The organism is Streptomyces sp. SAS_281 (genome assembly GCF_052542855.1).
The window spans coordinates 1-21,093 of record NZ_JBMNDO010000133.1 but is presented as its reverse complement, the minus strand read 5'-3'; the positions used below and the strand labels follow the sequence as shown (position 1 = coordinate 21,093).

The window sequence follows — 21,093 nt, the reverse complement described above, 5'->3', positions numbered from 1 at the left end:
GGCTGGTGTTGTGCGGCCCCCGCTGTTCAAGCGCCGAAGGGGGTGGTGTTGTGCGGCCCCCGCTGTTCAAGCGCCGGTGGGGCTGGTGTTGTGCGGCCCTCGCTGTTCAAGCGCCGGTGGGGCTGGTGTTGTGCGGCCCCCGCTCCTCAAACGCCGGAGGGGCTGATCTTGCCCGGCCCCCGCTCCTCGAACCCCTGGGATGGTCGGCAGTGCTGGAGTCGGCGGCCGGGCCGGGCCAGGGCGGGACGAGGTGCGCGGGGGCATTCGGATTCGGGCGCGGTGGAACGCCGGGCTGTCATGACCCTGGCGCAACCGGCGCCACTCGACCCACAATGGCCTCGCGGTGATGGGAACGCTCCCATGGCGCGCCTCCCCGGCATGCCCGTTCGTCGTGGGAGCGCTCCCATCATTCTTCCGTCCCCACGACGAAAGGCCCCTGGTGAACGCCTCCCCGCCGCCCTCCTCCGTCCGGCGCAGACGCCGTGCGCTCGGTGTCCTGGCCGTCGCCGCCCTCTGCGGCGGCATCCTCACCGCACCCGGTGCCGTCGCCGCCGACGGCGACCCCGCTCCGGAGCAGATCACCAACGGTGACTTCTCCGCGGGCACCGCGCCCTGGTGGTCGACGGCCAACGCGCCCGTCGCCGTCGTGGACGGGCGGCTGTGTGCCGACGTGCCGGGCGGGACCGCCAACCCGTGGGACGCGATCATCGGGCAGAACGACATCCCGCTCGTCGCGGGTGAGGCGTACACGCTGTCGTACACGGCGAGTTCGACCGTACCGCTGTCCATCCACACGAACGTGCAGATGGCGACGGAGCCGTACACCACCGACCTCTCCGCGACCGATCACATCGGCGCCGAGGCGACCGCCTACACGCACGTGTTCACCGCCGCCGCGGACCTGGACGGGGCGCAGGTTGCCTTCCAGGTCGGCGGGGGCGCGGAGGCGGCGACCTTCTGCGTGGACGACGTGTCGCTGCGCGGGGGCGCCGAGCCGCCCGTCTACGTGCCCGACACCGGGTCGCCGGTCCGCGTCAACCAGGTCGGCTATCTGCCCAAGGGGCCCAAGACCGGCACCCTGGTCACCGACGCGACCGATCCGCTGCCGTGGACGCTGAAGGCGGCCGGCGGGGCGACCGTCGCGAGCGGGACGACCACGCCCGGCGGCGAGGACCCGACCTCGCGGCAGAACGTGCACACCTTTGACTTCAGCGACGCCACCGCCACCGGTGACGGCTTCACGATCGAGGCGGACGGGCAGGTCAGCGAGCCCTTCTCGATCCGGGCGGACCTGTACGACAGCCTCCGGTCCGACTCGCTCGCGTACTTCTACCAGAACCGCAGCGGCATCGCGATCGACGCGGACCTGGTCGGCGAGGAGTACGCGCGCCCGGCCGGGCACCTCGGAGTCGCGCCGAACAAGGGCGACACGGACGTACCGTGCCAGGCGGGCGTCTGCGACTACCGGCTCGACGTGCGCGGCGGCTGGTACGACGCCGGGGACCACGGCAAGTACGTCGTGAACGGCGGCATCGCGGTCGCCGAGCTGATGGACACCTACGAGCGCACGCTGACCGCCGACGGCGCGGAGTCCGCCGAGCTGGGCGACGGCGCGCTGCGGGTGCCCGAGCACGGCAACGACGTGCCGGACATCCTGGACGAGGCGCGCTGGGAGCTGGACTTCCTGATGCGCATGCAGGTCCCCGCCGGGGAGCCGCTGGCGGGCATGGCGCACCACAAGGTGCACGACGCCAACTGGACCGGCATCCCGATGCGCCCCGAACTCGACCCGGAGCAGCGCGAGCTGCACCCGCCGACGACCGCCGCGACCCTGAACCTCGCCGCGACGGCCGCCCAGTGCGCCCGCCTCTACGCCCCGTTCGACGCGGACTTCGCCGCTCGGTGCCGTACCGCCGCCGAGACGGCGTGGGCCGCCGCGAAGGCGCACCCGGACGTGCTCGCCAGCCCGGCGGACGGCGTCGGGGGCGGGACGTACGAGGACAGCAACGTGAGCGACGAGTTCTACTGGGCCGCCGCCGAGCTGTTCACCACGACCGGCAAGGACACGTACCGGCAGGCGCTGCTGGACTCGCCGCTGCACGGTGACGTGGACGCGGCCTTCCCCGCCGACGGCGGCATCTGGTGGGGCGGCACCGCCGGGCTCGGCGTGCTGACCCTGGCCACGGTCCCGAACGACCTGACGGCCGCGCAGCTCGCGGACGTACGGAACGTCGTGACGACGGCCGCCGACCGCTACAAGGCGCAGACCGAGGACCAGCTGTACGGCGTGCCGTACGCGCCCAAGGACCAGAACTACGCCTGGGGCTCCAACAGCCAGGTCCTGAACAACATGATCGTGCTGGCCACCGCCGCCGACCTCACCGGTGACGCCGGCTACCGGGACGCCGTGCTGCGCGGCGCGGACTACCTGTTCGGGCGCAACCCGCTCAACCAGTCGTACGTCACCGGCTACGGCGAGCGGTACTCCCAGAACCAGCACCACCGGTTCTGGGCCCACGAGTCCGACCCGTCCCTGCCGCACCCGCCGGCCGGATCCCTCGCGGGCGGGCCCAACCTGACCGCCCCGACCTCGGGCGACCCGGAGGCCGCCTCGAAGCTCAAGGGGTGCGCGGCGGCGATGTGCTACCTGGACGACAACGGCTCGTACGCCACCAACGAGGTCGCCATCAACTGGAACGCCCCGCTGGCCTACATCGCCTCCTACCTGGACGACGCGGGCGACGCCACGGGCCCGGCGCGGGCCTGCGAGGTGAGGTACTCCTCGCACCCGTGGAGCACCGGCTCGACCACCACGGTCACGGTGAAGAACACCGGCACCGAGCCCGTCACCCCGTGGTCGCTGACCTGGCTGCTGCCCGGTGACCAGAAGCTCAGCCACACCTGGAGCGCCGAGATCGGCCAGTACGACAGGACGGTGACGGCGACCCCGCTGTCCTGGAACCGGACGATCGCGCCCGGGGGCTCGATCGACTTCGGGTTCAACAGCAGCCGCACGGGCCCGGCGGCGGACCCGGGCACCGTGAAGCTGAACGGGCGGGCCTGCGCCGCCGGTTGATGACCGGGCGGGGGCGGGGGTGGACAACGGTCCCCCCGCCCCCGTTCACTTCCCGGCTACGCCAGCTCCGCCGGCAGCGGCGCCGAGTGAAGCACCGTCAGTCCGGAGACCGCACGGGTCAGCGCCACGTACAGGCGGCGCAGGCCCGTGCGTTCGTCCGGTTCGCCGTCGACCACGGCGGCCGGTTCGTCCAGCACCACGTAGTCGTACTCCAGACCCTTCGCCAGCGACGCCGGGACCAGGGTCAGGCGGGTCTCGGCGGTCGTCTCCTGGCCGGGGGAGAGGCACGTGTGCCCGGCCGCCGTCAGCGCCTCGGCCAGGGCCGGGATGCGCGCGTCGGCGGCGATCAGGCCGATCGACCCCTCGTGCGTCAGCGACTCCTCGCAGGCCGCGACGACCGCTGCGTCCAGTTCCGTCACCTCGCGCACGGAGAGCGAACCCGGCGCCTCCCGCACCGACTCCACCGGCGCCAGCCCCGGCGAGATCACCGGGAGCAGCCGGGAGGCGTACGCGATCACATCGCGCGGCACGCGGAAGCCGGCCGTCAGCTCCTCCACCACCGCGTCCGCCTTGCCCAGGTGGCTCAGCGCCTGCTCCCAGCTCTGCGTCGACCACGGCGTCGTGCCCTGCGCCAGGTCGCCGAGGACGGTGGCCGAACCGGTCGAGCAGCGGCGGCCGACCGCGCGGTACTGCATGGGGGAGAGGTCCTGCGCCTCGTCGATCACGACATGGCCGAGCGAGTGCGTACGCGACACCAGGTCGGCCGCCTCGTCGATCAGCACCGCGTCCGCCGCCGACCACTTGGCGGTCTTCACGCTGCGCGCGGGCCTGGCCCAGAGGATCGCCTTCCGCTCGTCCTCGGTGAGCAGCCCCTCCGCGTGCTCCGCCAGGAACTCCGCGTCGGACAGCAGCCGCAGGACCAGCTTCGCCGGGTCCACGGCGGGCCAGATCGCCTTGACGGCCGCCTTCACGGCGGGGTTGCGGGCCACCGAATTCTGCACCCGGTCGTCGGGTGCCTCGCCCGCCTGCTCCATCCGCACCAGGACCGCGTGCGCGATGCGCTGCGGCAGCGCCTCGTGCGCGGCGCCGTAGCGCATGTCCCGGGCCAGCAGCTCCTGGACCATCTCCTCGATCTCGTACGCCGGAACGCGCCAGCGCCGCGAGCCGCGCACCACCATCACCGGTTCGGTCGGCGGCGTGACGTGCGAGCGCAGCGCGCGCCGCAGCACCTCCGCCATGCGGGCGTCGCCCTTCACGACGGCTGCCGGGGCCTCGTCCGTGCCCCTGACCTCGATCTGCGCGGTCACCAGGTCCTCGACGGTCGCCTGCTTGACCTCCAGCTCGCCGAGGGCCGGGAGCACCTGCTCGATGTAGTGCAGGAACGAGCGGTTCGGGCCGACGACGAGGGTGCCGGTGCGGGCCAGGCGCTCGCGGTGCGCGTACAGCAGGTACGCGACCCGGTGCAGGCCCACGGCGGTCTTCCCGGTGCCGGGCCCTCCCTGCACGCAGACCGTGCCGCCCAGCTCGCTGCGGACGATCTCGTCCTGCTCCGGCTGGATCGTCGCCACGATGTCCCGCATCGGCCCGACGCGGGGGCGCTCGATCTCCGCCTGGAGGAGCTTGCTGGTCTGCTCGGCCTCGGCGGGATCGGTCAGGTGCTCGTCCTCGTACGCGGTGAGGTCGCCGCCCGTGTAGCCGAAGCGGCGCCTGCGGCCGACGTCCAGCGGGTCCTTGCGCGATGCCCGGTAGAACGGCTGGGAGACCGGGGCGCGCCAGTCGATCACCATCGGGTCGCCCACGGCGTCGTGCACATGGCGGCGCCCGATGTAGAACTGCTCGCCCTCCGCCCCCTCGGCCTCCTCCGCCCCGACGACGTGCAGGTAGTCCAGGCGCCCGAAGAACAGCGGGGTGTGCGCCAGGTCCGCGAGCGACTTGATCCGCTCGTCGATCTGCGCCTGGAGCACGGCCGCGTTCACCCAGTTCGCGGTGACGTCGCGGATGTCGAGGTTCTGGGCGTCCTCCCGCATGGCGCGCAGCGCGGCGCGGGACGCCGCGAGATGGGCGCGCTCATGGGCGAGGGGGTCGGTGGTGGAATCGCTCTCGAATTCGTGCGCGGGCACGGTGTTGCCTCCGGCATTCAACGCAGGACGGCGGACCGCTCCTCGCCTCCGGCGCTTGCGGGGCGCGTGCGGTCCGCTCGGGGATCGATCGTGCGTACGGTTGTCGGCCGGTTTCCGTCCGGTCGGCGGCGCTCCCCCGGCTGCCGGCAGGGCCCCTCCGGGGCCGCCGGTACCACGGTGCGGGAGGCGGGCAGACCGGGGAGTGTACCGGGGGGCGGGGGGTGGGCGCGAATGGTTTTACGGGGGTGTGGTGGTCCCTCCCGTAGGGGACGCCGTGCGACCGGAGGCGTACGCGGGCGGCGTCGGGCTTCCGTCTGCGGGGCGACGCCCCGGCGCACCCGTGCGGAGCACCATGGATACATGAGCACCGTCACCCTTGACCCGAGAAGGACCGGCGCCACCGCGGCCCCCGGTCACCCCCACAACCGCGCCTCCGGCGCCCTGCGTGCCGTGAAGGTCTTCGCGCAGGCCGCCTTCGGGGTCGTCGTCCTCGGCGAGTACGCGGAGGAGGCGGGGGTGCGGCGACGCTGACCGCACCCCCGCGCCTCCCTCAGCTCTCCGACAGCAGCTCGTCCGCGTCCACGATGCGGTACGCGTAGCCCTGCTCGGCCAGGAACCGCTGGCGGTGCGCCGCGAAGTCCTGGTCGATCGTGTCGCGCGCGACGACCGAGTAGAACCGCGCCTCGTGCCCGTCGGCCTTCGGCCGCAGCACCCGGCCCAGGCGCTGCGCCTCCTCCTGGCGCGAACCGAACGTCCCCGACACCTGGATGGCGACCGTCGCCTCCGGCAGGTCGATGGAGAAGTTCGCCACCTTCGACACCACCAGCACGTTCAGTTCGCCCTGCCGGAACGCCTCGAACAGCTTCTCGCGCTGCGCGTTGCTGGTCTCGCCCTTGATCACCGGGGCGTCCAGATGCTCGCCGAGCTCGTCCAGCTGGTCGATGTACTGCCCGATGACCAGGGTCTGCTCGCCCTTGTGCTTGCGCACCAGCGCCTCGGTGACCTTCCGCTTCGTCGCGGTCGTCGCGCAGAACCGGTACTTCTCCTCGGCCTCGGCGGTCGCGTACGCGAGGCGCTCCGAGTCCGTGAGGTTGACCCGGACCTCGACGCAGTCCGCCGGGGCGATGTAGCCCTGCGCCTCGATCTCCTTCCACGGCGCGTCGAACCGCTTGGGGCCGATGAGCGAGAACACGTCCGACTCGCGGCCGTCCTCGCGGACCAGGGTCGCGGTCAGGCCGAGGCGGCGGCGGGCCTGGAGGTCGGCGGTGAACTTGAAGACGGGCGCGGGGAGCAGGTGCACCTCGTCGTAGATCACGAGGCCCCAGTCGCGGGAGTCGAACAGCTCCAGGTGCGGGTAGACGCCCTTACGGCGGGTGGTCAGCACTTGGTAGGTGGCGATCGTGACCGGCCGGATCTCCTTGCGCGTCCCGCTGTACTCGCCGATCTCGTCCTCGGTCAGCGAGGTCCGCTTCACCAGCTCGTGCTTCCACTGGCGGGCGGAGACGGTGTTCGTCACCAGGATCAGGGTGGTCGCCTTGGCCTGCGCCATCGCGCCCGCCCCGACGAGGGTCTTGCCCGCGCCGCAGGGCAGCACGACGACGCCGGACCCGCCGTGCCAGAACCCGTCGACGGCCTGCTGCTGGTACGGGCGCAGCGCCCAGCCGTCCTCGTCCAGCTCGATGGCGTGGGCCTCGCCGTCCACGTACCCCGCGAGGTCCTCGGCGGGCCAGCCGAGCTTGAGCAGCGTCTGCTTGACCTGGCCGCGCTCGGAGGGGTGCACGGCGACGGTGTCCGGGTCGATCCTGGCCCCGACCAGGGGCTGGACCTTCTTCGACCGGAGGATCTCCTCCAGCACGGGCCGGTCCGTCGTCGTCAGGACGAGTCCGTGCACGGGGTGCTTGGACAGGGTGAGGCGGCCGTAGCGGTCCATCGTCTCGGCGATGTCGACGAGCAGCGCGTGCGGTACGGGGTAGCGGGAGTACGTCACGAGCGCGTCCACGACCTGCTCGGCGTCGTGCCCGGCCGCGCGGGCGTTCCACAGCCCGAGCGGGGTCAACCGGTACGTGTGGATGTGCTCGGGCGCCCGCTCCAGCTCGGCGAACGGCGCGATGGCCCGGCGGCAGGCGTCGGCCTGCTCGTGGTCGACTTCGAGGAGGAGCGTTTTGTCGCTCTGGACGATGAGGGGTCCGCTCACGCGCGTGGGCCCTTTCGGCTCGGGGGAAACCTCCAGTGTGCCGCATGCGGGGGCGGTGTGTCGTGGGCCCGGGTCACATGCGTGTACATGCTCAGGAACTCCTCAAATCCCCGACGCCCCCGCGTCCTGGGCGATATACACGTTCTCCCGATGGCGAGTGAACGCAGGGAGCGGGCTATGGAGATCGAACTGGCGGCCCTGGCGGGCCAGGCGGCGTCGACGCTGGTGGACGGCCTGGCGACGGCCGGGTGGGAGCGCGCCCGGCAGGCGCTGGCCGATCTCTGGAGCCGGGTGCAGCCGGACCGGGCGGACCGGGTGGCGGCCGATCTGACGGACGCCCGCGCGGCCGCGCTCACGGCACGGCGCGCCGGCAACGAGGCGCTGGAGCAGGGCCTCGTCACCGAGTGGGCGGCGCGGCTGCAGCAGCTGCTGGCCGCCCATCCGGAGCTGGTGCCCGAGCTCCGGCGCGTGCTGGACGATCTGCGGCCGGCCGGAGCCGAGGACGCGGCTCCGCGGACGGTCACCATGAAGGTGCAGGCATCCGACCGCTCCCGCGTCACGATGGCCGGGCGGGACGTCAACATCACGAAGGGGTGATCGTTTGAGTTACGCAGGAGGGGACTCGGACGATGCCGACGACGGCGGCATCCGGATGGACGCGCGGGCGTCCGGGCGGTCCCGGATCACGATGGCCGGGCGGGACATCAGCAGCACCTACTTCGTCAGCGCCTCGTCCGCGGTCTTGATCGGCCTGGCGGGCATCGTCCTCCTGATGGGCCTGTGGCAGCCGTGGCAGAAGCAGGGCGGGGGCGACGACAAGCCCGCCTCCGTGGTGTCGGAGCCGTCGTCCAGGCCGCACCGGGATCCGTCGCCGGACAGCCGGGACGACGGGGAGGCGCCGGATCACGAGGAGACGACCTCCACACCGACGCCCACGCCCAGCCCGACGCCCACGCCCCTGCCGACGCCCACGCCCGACCCGCCGAGCCCCGTCGACCTGGCGTTCGCGTCCGTCCGGGTCGGCACCTGCCTCAACGTGTTCGACTCCGGCTGGGGCAAGCTGAACCACGACCGGCCCGAGGCCGTCGACTGCGCGGCGAGCTTCGCCTTCACGCAGGTGACCATGGTGACCACGTCCGCCGGCAACTGCCCCGAGGGCGGCGGACGGCACGGCTGGGGACACGTCAACGCCGACGGGTCCTCCATCGCCCTGTGCCTGGACCGGCGGTTCGCCACGGGCCAGTGCTTCCCCGCCTCACTGACCAAGCAGGCGGACGGGAGCATCAAGGGCACCGGGCAGCTGTTCACCGTCTGGGGCTGTGACCGGACGAAGGTGCCGACCGGCCAGAACGCGCTCATGGTCATCACCGCGCTGGTGAGTGACGGCCAATGCCCTCAGCGCACCGGCCGCAAGACGCTCGACTGGACGGTCTTCAGCGGTTCGCGCACGTTGTGCGCGGTGCTGATGCAGAAGTGAGCGTGCCCGCGCGGCGGCGCGGGCACGCGGAAGGGTGCCGCCGACGCCCGCGAACCGTCAGGCCGAGGATCCGCTGTCGACGACCAGGTCGGCGCCGACCACCGCGCCGGCCGCGGGTGAGGCGAGATAGAGCACCGCGGCCGCTACTTCTTCGGCTTCCGCGACCCGGCCGAGCGGATTCTGCGTCTTCACCCGCTCGGCCCGGTCGGCCTCGGTCTCGCCGGGCCGCAGCGACATGGGAGCGGCGGAGGCGCCGGGGCTGACCGCGTTGATGCGGATCCCCTGGTGGATGTGGTCGAGAGCGGCGGCGCGGGTGAGCGCGGAGACCGCTGCCTTCGAGGTGATGTACGCGGCGAGGTTCGGGGTGCGCAGGTGTGCGCCCAGGTTCGAGGAGATGTTGACGATGGCGCCGCCACCGTTTCGCCTCATGTGCGCGATCTCGTGCTTCATGGCCAGCCAGACACCGGTGACGTTGGTCCGGAGCACCGCGTCCCAGTCCTCCTCGCTCACCTCACCGACGGGTACGGCGCCCCGGAGTATCCCGGCGTTGTTGACCGCGATGTCCAGTCCACCGAAGCGGGAAACGCTCTCGCGTACGAGGTTCTGAAGCCGGCTGGAGTCGGTGACGTCGGCGGTGACGGCGATGGCCGTGCCGCCGGCGGCCTCGATGAGACCGACCGTCCCGTCCAGGGAGGCCGCGGTGCGTCCCGCGGCGACCACGGACGCGCCCTCGGTGGCGAAGGCGAGCGCGATCGCGCGGCCGAGGCCGGAGCCTGCGCCGGTGACGAGGACGGTCCTGCCGGTGAAGCGGTTCATCGCGGTGACTCCCTTGAGTGATGGATTACGTGATGCGGTGGTGCGGAAGGCGACGGCTGCGAGAGCGGCTCCTGCCGCGGCCGGGGAACGGGCATGGGACCGGCGAGGCGGCGACGCGGGCAGCACGTGGGGCGGGCGTGCCCTCCCGATATTTGACCGATCGGTTCATTATTTGGGCGTGCGTAAGCGGCCCGGTGGAGTCGGCGGTGCGGGTCAGTCCAGGAGGGTCAGGGCCTGTTCGGCCGCGTCCCGTACCCGGTCGGGATCGATCGACGCCTTGCCGACGATCCGTACCCCCTGGAGCAGGACGAGCAGCATGCGGGCCAGTGCGCGCGGATCGCGTTCCGCGGGCAGCTCGCCCTGGGCCCGGGCCCGTACGAGCGCGGAGTGCAGCAGGGTCTCGACGTGCTCCCAGCTGAGCTCCACCCGGCGGGCCGCCGCCGGGTCGTGCGGCGCCAGCTCGGCCGCGGTGTTGGTGACGAAACAGCCGTTCAGCCGGCCCTCCGGGGAGATGGCCTCGGCGGCGAAGCGGCGCACCACCGCCCGCACCGCGGGCAGTGCGGGGCCCGGCTGGGACAGCTCGGCGAGGAGCACCGGGTCGCGCGTCTCGGCGTACCGGTCCAGGGCTTTCAGGTACAGCTCGTGCTTGTTGCCGAAGGTCGCGTAGATGCTGGCGCGGCCGATGCCGAGGTGCTCGACGAGATCCGCCAGTGACGTCGCTTCGTAGCCGCGCCGCCAGAACAGCTCAAGGGCCGACTGCAGCGCGGCGTCCGGATCGAATTCCTTGGTCCTGGCCACATCGAAGACCATAAGACTTTCTGGAATGATCGGTCAAATAATCGCGCGTCGCGGCGAGACCTGGCATGCCGCCGCACGGAAGCCGGGGAGTCGTTCGGCGGGAAGGGGCGACGGCCTTGCCTCGCGAGCCCCCGGCCGCCCTACTCCGCCAGCTCCGCCACGCCCGTGATCCGGTGGAGCGGATACGTGCGGATCTCGTCCGCCGTGTGGTCGTACGCCGTGACGTAACCGCCCTCCACGCGGACCGGGGCGATCACGCGCTGGCTCGCCGCGCCGTCCGCGTTGACGTAGCCGATCCAGACCGCGGAGCCGGTCATCGCGGCGGCCTGGACGGTGACCAGGGTCTCCGCCGGCGTGGTGCGGGGCAGCGCGCCGGGCGGCGCGGCGGGTCCGCTCTCCGGCTGGGCCCTGACCACCGTCGCCGCGTCGTCCCCGGCCCGGATCGCCCGGACCGCCGCGCCGAGCAGCGTGGTGTCCGGCACGGGCGGGCCCTCGGGGACGGGGGCGGGCGCGGAGCGGGGCGGGGTGCGGTGGGCGCCGGCCCGGGTGATCAGGACGTCGCCGTCGGCGGACTCCGCGGCGGGCGCGTACCCCATCTCGCGCAACCCGTCGAGCAGGGACGCCGGATCGGCCCGCGCCGCCAGCACCGTCGGCGCGATCCGGCGCAGCCGCAGCGCGGCGGACCGCTTGTCGGCCAGGATCTCGCCGAGCACGGTCTCGTCGTCGCACCGTACGTACGAGGACGCGGCGCCGATCCGGAGGTGCCCGTGGCGGCGGGCCACGTCGTCGATGAGATAGCTCAGCGGCTGCGGCACCGGCGTACGGCTGTGCGTGGCGAGGAAGGCGTGCAGGTCGGCGGCGGTCCGCCCGGCGTCCAGGGCGCGGCGGACGGACCCGGGCGTGAAGCGGTACACCGTCGCCCCGCCCTTGGACTCGATGTCCGCGAGCGTGCCGAGCATGTCGGCCAGCGGGCGTTCCAGCGGGCCGGGCGCGACGGCCGTCAGGTCGGCCTGGAGCAGGACGTGGTCCAGCGGCTCCGGCAGCAGCGGGGCGAGCAGGCCGGCGGCCTTCGCGGGCCCCTCGGCGAGCAGGGCGCGGGTCTGGGAGGCGAGCGCGCCGCGCCCGGTGATGCCCAGGAGCTCCGACTCGTTCAGCGTCCACAGGGCGATCCGGGACCGCAGATCCGTGGTCCCCTCGGAGGCGGCGGCCCCGCGCAGCGGGCGCTCCCAGCGGAGCCGGGCCAGCACGGACTCGGGGTCGGGCGCGGTGCCGGCCGGCAGCGCGTCGAGCAGGGCGAGGACCCGGTGGCGCACCTCGGGTGCGGCGGAACGGTCCAGGTCGGAGCCGAGGGCGGACAGCGCCCGCCCCTTCGCGTCCTGGCCGCCGACCAGGCCGGAGGTCCGGGTGGCGGTGAGCCAGGCCGTGGCGAGGGTGACCCAGCGCTCCTGCGCGGGCAGGTCCAGCCACTCGTCGGACGCCGGAGTCGGCGCGTACCGCTCGTCCGCCTCGCCGTCGGAGGCCAGCAGCCCGGCCGCGTACGCGAGTTCCACCCAGAACGCGGCGACGGGCTCCGGGACGTCCAGCGCGGCGGCCGTCTTCCGCAGCTCTCGGACGCTCAGCCCGCCGGCGCGCAGGACGGCCGGGCCGCCGCCGTTCCAGTGCTTCAGCAGCTCCTCGACGGTGGACACCGCAAGGAACGCCTGGCCGGCCGCCGCGCTGTCCACAGCCTGTGGATCGCGTTCGGCGACGGCGGCCACGGCCGGCGGCCGGGGCTCCGGAGTCCGGTGGGCGCGCCCGGCCCGCAGATGCAGCGCCGCCTCGCGCGGCAGCACGACGGTCCGGGTCGAGACGGGCAGCAGCAGCCCCCGGTCCCGCAGCCACGTCACGGGCGGCGCCGGATTCGGCGTCACCTCCCCGTACGGCGGCCCCCACACGAGCCGGTCCAGGACCGCCAGGGCCTCCGTCGGCGCGGTGTCCAGCAGCTCGCCCATCCGGGCGCGGTCGGTGAACAGCCCGGTCAGGGCCGCCACCGCGGACACCGGGTCGTGCGTGGCGGGCAGCCCGGCGGCCGTCAGGATCTCCTGGAGCCGGCCGGGGGACATCCCCGCGGTGGCCTCGGCGACGGTCGGCCCGAGACCGGTGGGTGAGGGGTGCTGGGGCGACGGCGACAGCAGTTCCCGCGCCGTGCGTACGAGCCGCAGCCGGTCGTCCTCGCCCCACACGAGCGCCTGCTCGCGCAGGGTCCCGACCGCGCCGGGCAGCGCCGCCACGATCGCGGCGCCCATGTCGTCGCGCTGCTCGCCGTCGTCCTGCCCGTCCCCGGTCAGCAGCCCGAGCAGCGTCCCGTACGGGGCCGGGTCGGGCGCGACCGCCAGCGCCTCGGCGGCCTGGAGCGCGAACCGGTCCAGCCGTTCCAGGGCACGTACGACGGACGCACGGGTGCCCGCGCGCGTGGCGAGCTGCGTGATGTCGCCCGGCACGGGGGAGAGGAGATCGGGCCGCGCCCGCAGCAGCCCGGCCAGTGACTCGTCGTCCCGGGCGCGCAGGGCCTCGGCGAGCGTCCGCGGTGGTGTGGTCGTCCCCATCCGACCCACGGTAGCCGCTCCGGACAGCCCTGAGGGCGCTACCGTCGGTGCAGGCCGTGGCGGGGAACCGAGGGGAAGCGACGCGTGGGGATCGAGAGCGACCAGCTCGTCTACGACTACCTGAGCCGGGTCGGCGACCTGGCCCAGCAGCAACAGCTGCCGTCCGGCGCCCGGATGAGGCTGGTGGCGGAGCTTCGGACGGAGATCGACCGCCGGCGCACGGCCCAGCGGGCGCACACCCCGGGCCAGGTCCGCCGCATCATCGGCACCCTGGGCACCCCGGACGAACTGGTCGCGGCGGCGGCCCGGGCGGGGGCCCCGGAGACGCCGGCCCCCCCGGAAATCCCCGAACCGCGCCGCGCGCGTCTCCCGGGCGGGGGGCGGCGCGGGGCGGACCCGGATGCGACGGGACCGCGCGGGGCGGACCCGGGCGGTGCGGCGCGCCGTGGGGGCCGCGGGATATCGGCCTCGCGCGGGGAGGGTTCGGGCGAGGGCGGTGCGGCGCGGCGGTCGGGCGACAAGGCGCCGCGCCGGGCGGACCCGGGCGGTGCGGCGCGGCGGTCGGGCGACAAGGCACCGCGCCGGGTGGACCCGGGCGGTGCGGCGCGGCGGTCGGGCGACGAGGCACCGCGCCGGGCGGACCCGGGCGGTGCGGCGCGGCGGTCGGGCGACGAGGCTTCGGCGGCGCGCCGTGGGGGCCTCGGGGCGTCGGCCTCGCGCGGGGAGGGTTCGGGCGCCTCCGCCCCGCCCGGTCCGGGCAGGGGTGCCTCGGTGCGCCGGGTCGGCAAGGGGGCCTTCGCCCTGCGGCGGGCGGACCGGGACGCCGGGGCCCCGGGCGCCTCCGTCCCGGCCCAGGCGGACCCGGACGCCTCCGCCCCGCATCGGCTGGGCATGGACGAGGTCGGTCCGGACGCGGGTGACGGCGACTGGTGGCGGGACGAACCCGGGCCGTTCGGGGAGACCGGACCCGGTGCGTTCGGGGAGTTCGGGCCGGGGACGGAGGTGCCGGGCTTCCGGGGCGGCGTCGAGATCCCGGCGCTGCTGCGGCCGCCCGAGGCGGAGGCGGAGGAGGAACCGGACGAGGAGACGGAGGACGAGGCCCCGGAAGAGGAGGAGCCGGAGGCGCAGGCGGCTCCGGAGAAGCCGCGCCGCCGGTTCCGCCGCGCCCGCCCGGCCCCGGCGGCGCCCCAGGCGGCCCCCCGCCGGGGCCTCGGCCATCCGGTACTGCTGCTGGCGGCGGCCCTCCTCGTGGTGGGCGCGGCGATGGGCTCCCTGCTCGCCCTGGCGGGCGGCTGGCTGCTCGCGTACAGCTCCCGCACACTCTCCCGCGCCGAAGCCAAGTGGGCCGCGATAGGCCTCCCCGGCGCGGTGGCGGTAGCCGCCCTGGTCTGGCTCTGGGGCCGTATGGACGGCCGCTGGGGCGCTCCGATCCCGGAACACGGCATGCGGGACGCGCTGGGTGACGTATGGCCGATCACGGTCCGCGCGGCGGCGGTGGCCTCGGCGCTGTTCCTGGTGTGGCGGGCGAGGCGTCGATAGAGGGGGCCGCCCGGCCGGGTCCGTACGGCGTTCAGAATGGAAGGCATGACTTCCTCCCCGCTGACGGTCGGCTTCGACCTGGACATGACGCTCATCGACTCCCGCCCCGGCATCAAGGCCGCCTTCCTGGTGCTCGCCGCCGAGACCGGCGTCACGATCGACGCCGACCTGGTGGTGAGCCGCCTGGGCCCGCCGCTCGAACAGGAGATCGCGCACTGGTTCCCGGCCGACCAGGTGTCCGCCGTGGCGGACCGGTACCGGGCGATATACCCCTCGCACGCCATCGCCCCGGCGCTCGCCATGCCGGGCGCGCGGGAGTCGGTCGAGGCGATCCGCGCGATCGGCGGCCGGACGATGGTGGTCACCGCCAAGTACGAGCCGAACGCCAAGCTGCACCTGGCGCACCTCGGCATCGAGCCGGACGTCGTCGTGGGCGACCTCTGGGCCGAGCAGAAGGCGGTGGCGCTGAAGGAGCACGGCGCCACGGTCTACGTGGGCGACCACGTCGGCGACGTGCGCGGCGCCCGGGCCGCGAACGCCGTCTCGGTGGCCGTCGCGACGGGCCCGTGCGACGCGGAGGAACTGCGTGCGGCGGGCGCGGACGTGGTCCTCACCTCGCTCACGGAGCTGCCCGCCTGGCTGGAGGCTCACGCGAAGCGCACGGCGTCCTGACCACGTCCCCCGAGCTCGAAGTGCAGGCCGGGCCGAATGGCCGGCCCCAGACGGAGGGGGGTCACACCGGCGACGGCTTCACGGGCGCGGGCGAGGCCGAGATCGGCGACGGCGTCGGGCCCGAGGGCGAGGGAGACCGGCACCGGAGGCGGTTCGTGCCGGGCCGGAGTGCTCAGGTCGGCCCGGGCGGAACGCAGCTGGGTGACCATGGTCGCGAGGCCGTGCCCCGTGGCCAGGTACGCCGCGAGTTCCGGCACGAGATCCAGCGGCACGTCGTGGCCGGACCCGTAGCCGAGCACGATCGTGGCGCGTTCCTCGACGCCGGCAGCGGTGTGCGACACCCGAACGGTAGCGATCGAGGGGCGACCGGCACCGCCGACGGCCACCACCCAGGTGGGCAAGGACCGCTGGGCGCGCCCGCGGGCGAGTTCGGTCAACTGGCGAGGCGACCAAGGCACGTTGACCGGCTCAGCGGTGGACCACCCGGCGGGCGGCGCCCCCGTGAGCGTGCGCCAGGCCAGCTCCAGGGCGCGGCCGAGGGTGAGGCGGTCGTCGGCCGGATGAATCGTGCGGAGGGAGAGGATCAGCTGGTGCTCCCCCTCGGCCCCGGCAGGCTGCCGGAACGCGTCCGAGATCCGGGGCGTGCCGTTGTCGACGGGGTCGAAGCGCCCGTCGTGCCAGTCGAGTACGGCCCCGGAGAGGCCGTCGTAATAGCCGCACGCCGGGTCTCGCACGACCCAGCGCGACGGCAGCCCGTCGAGCAGGGTGTGAAGGGGGAACGTGAGCCGGGTGCCCGGCGGCGTGACGAGTTGCAGTTCCCGCCCGGTGCGTACGGCGTTACGAGCGACATCGGTCAGCCACGTGGTCGCGGCCACGACGGGGCGTCCCTGGATGACGACGGCCGCCCTCGCGGTGAGCACGTCGACGCCGGGAGGAGCCGTATCGCCGCGGAGCCCCGCGAGGTCGGGCACCACTTCGGTGTGCCCGGCCCCGGGTGGCCAGACGGCGCCCCCGAGCACCGCTGCCAGCCGACCCGCGACGGACCCCGCGAGCCGCGCGGCCTCCGCCGCCGCACTGGACGCCCGCGCCTCGGTCCACCACACGGGCGACTCGTCCCACACGCCCTTGCCGAGCAACCTGTCGACCTCACCGGGCACTTGGAGATACCGGGGTGCTTCCAGGGAGACCAACGTCTGCCCGGAGTCCGCGCACAGTCGCACGACGGCCCCGTCCCCGGCCTGGTTCACCCGCAGATCGGGGCCGCCCGCGTGCAGCCCGGCCAGCAGCGTCCTGGTGTCGGGCATCCGAGGCGTGAGGGCGATGACGTCCTGGGTCATGCTGCTCCGTCTTGTGAGGGATGGCGCGCGATGCGGTCAGTACCGGCCGGACAGCTCCTCCAGGGCGTCCAGGGACGGTGATTCCACAGGTCGGACGGGACCGTCGGCTTTCCACCCCCACTCGCCGACAGGAGTCGAGGTGCTCACGCCGGCGCCCTTACGGATCCGCTCACAGTCTGTCGGTCACGTCGAGGCCCATGCCGTTCTCATCCGCGTCATCGGTAGAGATGCCGTAACCGACGGCGTGGCCGAAGTATGTTGGTTCACCGGTTTCGGGCTGTACGCCGAAGTGGGACGTGATGTCCTCAAGCGCGCCCGCCAGCCGCGGAGCGTTGCGCTTCTGCACCTCGGGGTGGGGGCGGCCGGAGAAATCGAACCAGCCCCAGATGTCATGGTGGACGGATACCTCGACGGAGATCCCGTTGCTGTCCGGAAGCAGCCACATCTTGATGAGTCCGGGCTCCCTGCGCGCCTTCCCTTCGGCGTCGTACCACGTCCCCGGTCCGCTGACGTACATGCTCCCGATGAGGGCGTCCGGAAAGCCGCAGGGCCGACTTCCGAGTACGCGTTCCGTGACCTGGGGGTCGCCGAGCGGTGTCACGGGCAGGGAAAGTGCGGTTGTCAGCCCCGTCGGCCCCCGGCCCGGGACGTACCAGGCCTGCTCGACCCTCGTCGCCTCCAGCAACTCGTAGGCGCGAAGGATCTCGGCGAACCTTTCCGCGGCGGTCAGAGTCGCGGCGACTACGTCGCGTTCAGGCCCCTCCGGGGTGATCTCCTCGAGTTCCCAGTACCAGGCCCCGACGTGTTTGGGGGCGCGTTTCAGCGTGGACATGCGCGTTCCTTACGGGAAGACCGAGCCGTCGGGCGGCACGATGATCGCTCCGTCCTCGAAGCGGACGAGATAGGTGGCTCCGGCCATTCGGGAGGCTTTCTCCACATCTCTAAAAGCATGGCGGGTGAGACTTCCCATCGGCTGATGGACATCCAGAATGGCCACGCGATGGTTCAGCCCGTCGTAGATCAGCTGGTCGGCAGATTTCTTGGCTGCGGTGCCGACCTTGTTGATGCTGTTCACGTCTTTGAGCTGATACCCGTAGTCCATGGCCCCGGAGGCGTCTCTTGTGTAGACGTCGATGTCCCAGACGTCCGTATCTTCGCCGAACTCGAACCCGATGCGAGTGAAACCGCGGTTCTGCAGTTCGGTGGCCTGCCTGAGGGCCATGTGGGCGGCAGGGACCATGCTGCCGTGCGGGTCGCTCCTCGAAGGCCCCTTCTTGCACATGTCGAGTATCTTGGCGTACCGCTCCGATCCGCGTAGATGCCCCCGGTTGATGAGTTCGGCCACGCCTGCTCCGTAGGGGTCCTTGCGCAGCGCGGCGATCACCTTCTCCTGGTCGGCCGCGCTCATCTTCGCGCGGTCCAGTTCATCGAGGAGGGCGGCCTCCTGGCGGACTTCGAGCGGCCCCGATCGTGCCGCCGCGAAGTCGTCGGACCGAGTCACGTACCCAGCGGGATCGATGTCCGCGCGCAGACCGGGCGCGCCTGGTTCGCCGTGCCCTCGGGAGTGGGTTTCCGGTCCGCCATCCGTGTCGGCGGGCGGCCCGTCACCGTGGCCGGAAGCAGTGCCCTCGGAGCCGGTGTGCCTGCTCCCGGAGCCGTCGCCATGGCTTCGTGGGCCGTCGGCTCCTGCGAGGCCATCACCGTGTGGTCCGCGCGTCCCGCTGCCCGCACTGTGGTCGCCACGCGGCGGCAGCCCGTCGCCCGCGTGGGCCGTGGCGTCGGGTGCGTGGCCTCCGGCGGCGACCGGTTCCCGGTGGTCCGGGCGTTCGTCACCGGTCCGGCTCTCCGCCGCCGGCTCGCGCCGCGCAGGTTCCAGGTGGGGGTTGCCCTCGCGGTCGAGGGGGACGAAGTTGCCGTCCTTGTCGATGCGGTAGCGGTGGTCCAGGTCCAGGACGCCGTCGGGGAAGCGTGAGGCCGGGATGCGGAGGTGGTCGCTGACGTCGGCGAGTACCTGGGAGACCTTGGGCAGGTCCGACAGGGCCTTGGCCGCCCTGAACGCACCGCCGAGCGGGTCCAGGGCGTCGCCGATCCGGGCCACGGTGCCCGCCGCCTTCGCGAACGTTCCGCCCTTGCCGAGCTTGGCGGCGACTCCCAGCGGGCCTGCGAAGAGGGTGAGGATGTTGAACGAGACGATGGCGTGGCCCCGGGCCGGGTCCTCCGGCGTGACGTCGTACGCGACGAGCTGCTTGGCGAACTCCTTCGCGTACGCCTCGCTCTCCCGCTGCCAGTCCGACAGGTGCTCGCCCTGGCCCAGGGCGTCCATGCCGTACGCGTACCCGCCGACGGCTGTCCTGCGTAAGCCGTCCCATGCCTCGTCGCGGGCGTTCTCCCCGTGGAAGCCCGCCAGCGTGCCCAGGCCGTCGATGCCGCCCCAGATGCTGTCCTTGGCGAGGCCGTCCCAGGCCCAGCTCTTGGCCCCGTGGCCCCACCAGCCCAGGCTCCAGCGCTCGTACGTGCGCTCCTCGGGGCTGCCCCACGGCAGGTTCTTCATCCCCGCGAGCAGGTCCTCGGAGGGGCCGTACGCACGCGGCCCGTGAGAGCCGTCGTCGGCGGTCCAGCGCGGCCTGGACATGGCCGGGCTGATCGCCTCGATCGCGTTCGCGGCTTTGCGTTCGGCCTCGTGGAAGCCGTTCTGTGCCGTGGCCACGTCGTCCATCAGGGCCTGGTGCTCGTCGAGCTTCTTCCGGTCCTCGGTCCAGTCGTCGTCGCCCTCCACGCCATGGACGAAGTCGATCGCGTCATGCTTCAGCTGCTTGAGCCGGTCCGCGTGCGGTTTCGCCTCGTGGATGAAGGTGTCCAGGGCGTCGGCGAGCGACTCGATGTCCGTGGCGAACTCCTCCGCCGTGTCCATCACGGGCTGGGTGGAGGAGAACAGCCGGTCGGCCTCGGGCGCCTTGTAGTAACCGGCCGTCGCCTGGAAGCGGGAATGGACGTCCTTCCCGCTGGTACGGATGCCGATGGCGTGCGTACGGAGACCGGACGCGGCCTTCTCCAACTGGGCGAAGTCGCCGGTGTACTGAGGAATGCCGCCGGGCTGGATCACGGCGGCTACTTCCCGTCGCGCTCGGCGGACGGCTTCCCGGCCGCCCTGAGCTCGGCGGGAGTGGGGGCCTTGGCCGCCTCGCGCTGGGCCCGGGCCGCCATGGCGAGGTCGCCTTCGATGTACTCGGTGGTGGCCTTGACCGTGCCGTCCATCGACTTCTCGGCCCGGGCCGCCATGAACGTGATCTTGTGCTGCGTGTCGGACACGAAGTTGACGACGGCGGCGCCCACCGGACCTGCCGGCGCCTCACCGCAGTAGGGACCGCTGATCGTCCCCGCGGACAACGCCGCGTCCTCCACGTTCCTGCCGTAGCCCCTGACGTCTTTGCTCAGGTCCTTCGCGGCGAGCCCGACCAGGGACAGGATCGACTCCACCCCGCCCGGATCGATGTCCCATCCCGTCATGGCGTCCCCCCGGTCCGGCGCTGCTCGGAACTCCATCTCTACCAAGGGGTACGTTGCAAGTGCAACGCATTTCCGGCCAAAGGCGGCAGGGTGCGGCTATCCCTCCCGCGACCCCGCCCGCGCCGAGCGGATGACGCCTGCCGCGGCGATCAGGAAGCCGACGCCCATCAGCATGCAGAGGGACCAGGCGATGGACGGCAGGGGATGGGTGCCGAGGAAGAGCGGGGCCATGGTGGCGAGGGTGGAGAGGGCGCCGATGAAGAAGACGATCGCGCCGATCCGGACCAGCCGGTCGCCCGCGCCGGAAGATGAGGTACTCACCCCGTCAGGGTAGTTCCCGAGCACCGCGGAATCGGCTCCGGGTGGCGGGCGCAACCGTGTCCGGGTGAAGCAGGTGCCGTTTCCGGACACAGTCCGGATGACCAGGCTTGACGAGGGGTACTTCCCCTGTGGAGGCTTCAGCCAGCAGGGGAGCACGACCACAGGACGGCCTGACCTGCTGAGGGCATTCGTTCCGGCATACGGGTTGAGATGGGGTGCGTGCTTTGCCGACTGGCAAGGTCAAGTGGTTCAACAGCGAGAAGGGCTTCGGCTTCCTCTCCCGCGACGACGGCAGCGACGTCTTCGTGCACTCGTCCGTGCTCCCGGCCGGGGTCGACGCTCTCAAGCCCGGCCAGCGCGTCGAATTCGGCGTGGTCGCCGGTCAGCGCGGGGACCAGGCGCTCTCCGTGTCGATCCTCGACCCGACCCCGTCCGTCGCGGCCGCCCAGCGCCGCAAGCCGGACGAACTCGCGTCGATCGTCCAGGACCTGACCACCGTCCTGGAGAACATCACGCCGATGCTGGAGCGCGGCCGGTACCCCGACAAGGCGGCGGGTGCCAAGATCGCCGGGCTGCTGCGGGCGGTGGCGGACCAGCTCGACGTGTAGCCGCGACACAGCGCGAGGTGGGGGCCCCCCGCCGGGGGCACCC

General features: G+C 73.0%; 17 protein-coding genes. 7 read left to right on the top strand and 10 right to left on the bottom strand.

Annotation, left to right across the window (positions count from 1 at the left end; genetic code table 11):
• The first annotated feature begins 439 nt into the window (after positions 1–439).
• Positions 440–3,076: a glycoside hydrolase family 9 protein gene (locus ACN6LM_RS32940; protein WP_445069056.1), complete on the top strand. Its 2,637-nt coding sequence runs from the start codon at positions 440–442 to the stop codon at positions 3,074–3,076.
• Between the two features lie 56 nt (positions 3,077–3,132).
• Here the strand turns inward: ACN6LM_RS32940 and ACN6LM_RS32935 are convergent, their stop codons facing one another.
• Positions 3,133–5,196: a HelD family protein gene (locus tag ACN6LM_RS32935; RefSeq protein ID WP_445069055.1), complete on the bottom strand. Its 2,064-nt coding sequence runs from the start codon at positions 5,194–5,196 to the stop codon at positions 3,133–3,135.
• 360 nt (positions 5,197–5,556) lie between these two features.
• Here ACN6LM_RS32935 and ACN6LM_RS32930 point away from each other — a divergent pair, with 360 nt between their 5' ends.
• A complete protein-coding gene (locus ACN6LM_RS32930) occupies positions 5,557–5,727 on the top strand; it encodes a hypothetical protein (protein WP_185992977.1) in 171 nt (56 codons plus the stop codon).
• 19 nt (positions 5,728–5,746) lie between these two features.
• Here ACN6LM_RS32930 and ACN6LM_RS32925 read toward each other — a convergent pair whose 3' ends face one another.
• A complete protein-coding gene (locus tag ACN6LM_RS32925) occupies positions 5,747–7,390 on the bottom strand; it encodes a DNA repair helicase XPB (RefSeq protein WP_132902774.1) in 1,644 nt (547 codons plus the stop codon).
• A 177-nt stretch (positions 7,391–7,567) separates the two neighbouring features.
• Here ACN6LM_RS32925 and ACN6LM_RS32920 point away from each other — a divergent pair, with 177 nt between their 5' ends.
• Both ACN6LM_RS32920 and ACN6LM_RS32915 read left to right on the top strand, forming a co-directional pair.
• Positions 7,568–7,987 carry a hypothetical protein gene (locus tag ACN6LM_RS32920; RefSeq protein ID WP_445069054.1) on the top strand — a complete coding sequence of 140 codons (420 nt, stop codon included), beginning with the start codon at positions 7,568–7,570 and terminating at the stop codon, positions 7,985–7,987.
• 4 nt (positions 7,988–7,991) lie between these two features.
• On the top strand, positions 7,992–8,867 hold the full coding sequence (locus ACN6LM_RS32915; protein ID WP_445069053.1) for a hypothetical protein: 876 nt from the start codon (positions 7,992–7,994) through the stop codon (positions 8,865–8,867).
• 57 nt (positions 8,868–8,924) lie between these two features.
• On the opposite strand, the gene ACN6LM_RS32910 is transcribed toward ACN6LM_RS32915, so the two are convergent.
• From ACN6LM_RS32910 to ACN6LM_RS32900, 3 genes are all read right to left on the bottom strand, one after another.
• Positions 8,925–9,683, bottom strand: a complete 759-nt coding sequence (locus tag ACN6LM_RS32910; protein ID WP_445069052.1) for an SDR family NAD(P)-dependent oxidoreductase — start codon at positions 9,681–9,683, stop codon at positions 8,925–8,927.
• A gap of 213 nt (positions 9,684–9,896) precedes the next feature.
• Positions 9,897–10,481 carry a TetR/AcrR family transcriptional regulator gene (locus tag ACN6LM_RS32905; RefSeq protein WP_445069051.1) on the bottom strand — a complete coding sequence of 195 codons (585 nt, stop codon included), beginning with the start codon at positions 10,479–10,481 and terminating at the stop codon, positions 9,897–9,899.
• Between the two features lie 140 nt (positions 10,482–10,621).
• Entirely contained in the window at positions 10,622–13,066 is a 2,445-nt protein-coding gene (locus ACN6LM_RS32900) for a helicase-associated domain-containing protein (RefSeq protein WP_445069050.1), read from the bottom strand.
• Positions 13,067–13,150: 84 nt separating this feature from the next.
• Here ACN6LM_RS32900 and ACN6LM_RS32895 point away from each other — a divergent pair, with 84 nt between their 5' ends.
• Both ACN6LM_RS32895 and ACN6LM_RS32890 read left to right on the top strand, forming a co-directional pair.
• Positions 13,151–14,605 (top strand): hypothetical protein, encoded by a 1,455-nt coding sequence (locus tag ACN6LM_RS32895; protein WP_445069049.1) that lies wholly within the window; start codon positions 13,151–13,153, stop codon positions 14,603–14,605.
• Positions 14,606–14,650: 45 nt separating this feature from the next.
• Positions 14,651–15,277, top strand: a complete 627-nt coding sequence (locus ACN6LM_RS32890; RefSeq protein ID WP_445069048.1) for an HAD family hydrolase — start codon at positions 14,651–14,653, stop codon at positions 15,275–15,277.
• Here the strand turns inward: ACN6LM_RS32890 and ACN6LM_RS32885 are convergent.
• The 5 genes from ACN6LM_RS32885 to ACN6LM_RS32865 form a co-directional block, all read right to left on the bottom strand.
• Complete coding sequence (locus ACN6LM_RS32885) at positions 15,253–16,614, bottom strand: DUF6177 family protein (protein WP_445069047.1); 1,362 nt, start codon at positions 16,612–16,614, stop codon at positions 15,253–15,255. The genes ACN6LM_RS32890 and ACN6LM_RS32885 overlap by 25 nt on opposite strands.
• Before the next feature lie 169 nt (positions 16,615–16,783).
• Positions 16,784–17,446, bottom strand: a complete 663-nt coding sequence (locus ACN6LM_RS32880; RefSeq protein ID WP_445069046.1) for a hypothetical protein — start codon at positions 17,444–17,446, stop codon at positions 16,784–16,786.
• 9 nt (positions 17,447–17,455) lie between these two features.
• A complete protein-coding gene (locus tag ACN6LM_RS32875) occupies positions 17,456–19,717 on the bottom strand; it encodes a hypothetical protein (protein WP_445069045.1) in 2,262 nt (753 codons plus the stop codon).
• 5 nt (positions 19,718–19,722) lie between these two features.
• Positions 19,723–20,121 carry a DUF6507 family protein gene (locus ACN6LM_RS32870; protein WP_445069044.1) on the bottom strand — a complete coding sequence of 133 codons (399 nt, stop codon included), beginning with the start codon at positions 20,119–20,121 and terminating at the stop codon, positions 19,723–19,725.
• A 96-nt stretch (positions 20,122–20,217) separates the two neighbouring features.
• The gene (locus ACN6LM_RS32865) at positions 20,218–20,442 is read right to left on the bottom strand and encodes a hypothetical protein (protein WP_164399890.1); all 225 of its coding nucleotides are present in this window, start codon (positions 20,440–20,442) and stop codon (positions 20,218–20,220) included.
• 224 nt (positions 20,443–20,666) lie between these two features.
• On the opposite strand from ACN6LM_RS32865, the gene ACN6LM_RS32860 reads away from it, so the two are divergent.
• Positions 20,667–21,050, top strand: a complete 384-nt coding sequence (locus tag ACN6LM_RS32860) for a cold-shock protein (RefSeq protein WP_018101528.1) — start codon at positions 20,667–20,669, stop codon at positions 21,048–21,050.
• Positions 21,051–21,093: the final 43 nt, after the last annotated feature.

Bases quoted from the DNA above. Each gene is read 5' to 3' on its own strand.
- ACN6LM_RS32930 (WP_185992977.1), top strand. From the start codon at position 5,557: ATGAGCACCGTCACCCTTGACCCGAGAAGGACCGGCGCCACCGCGGCC.
- ACN6LM_RS32920 (WP_445069054.1), top strand. From the start codon at position 7,568: ATGGAGATCGAACTGGCGGCCCTGGCGGGCCAGGCGGCGTCGACGCTG.
- ACN6LM_RS32910 (WP_445069052.1), bottom strand. From the start codon at position 9,683: ATGAACCGCTTCACCGGCAGGACCGTCCTCGTCACCGGCGCAGGCTCC.
- ACN6LM_RS32900 (WP_445069050.1), bottom strand. From the start codon at position 13,066: ATGGGGACGACCACACCACCGCGGACGCTCGCCGAGGCCCTGCGCGCC.
- ACN6LM_RS32890 (WP_445069048.1), top strand. From the start codon at position 14,651: ATGACTTCCTCCCCGCTGACGGTCGGCTTCGACCTGGACATGACGCTC.
- ACN6LM_RS32885 (WP_445069047.1), bottom strand. From the start codon at position 16,614: ATGACCCAGGACGTCATCGCCCTCACGCCTCGGATGCCCGACACCAGG.
- ACN6LM_RS32880 (WP_445069046.1), bottom strand. From the start codon at position 17,446: ATGTCCACGCTGAAACGCGCCCCCAAACACGTCGGGGCCTGGTACTGG.
- ACN6LM_RS32870 (WP_445069044.1), bottom strand. From the start codon at position 20,121: ATGACGGGATGGGACATCGATCCGGGCGGGGTGGAGTCGATCCTGTCC.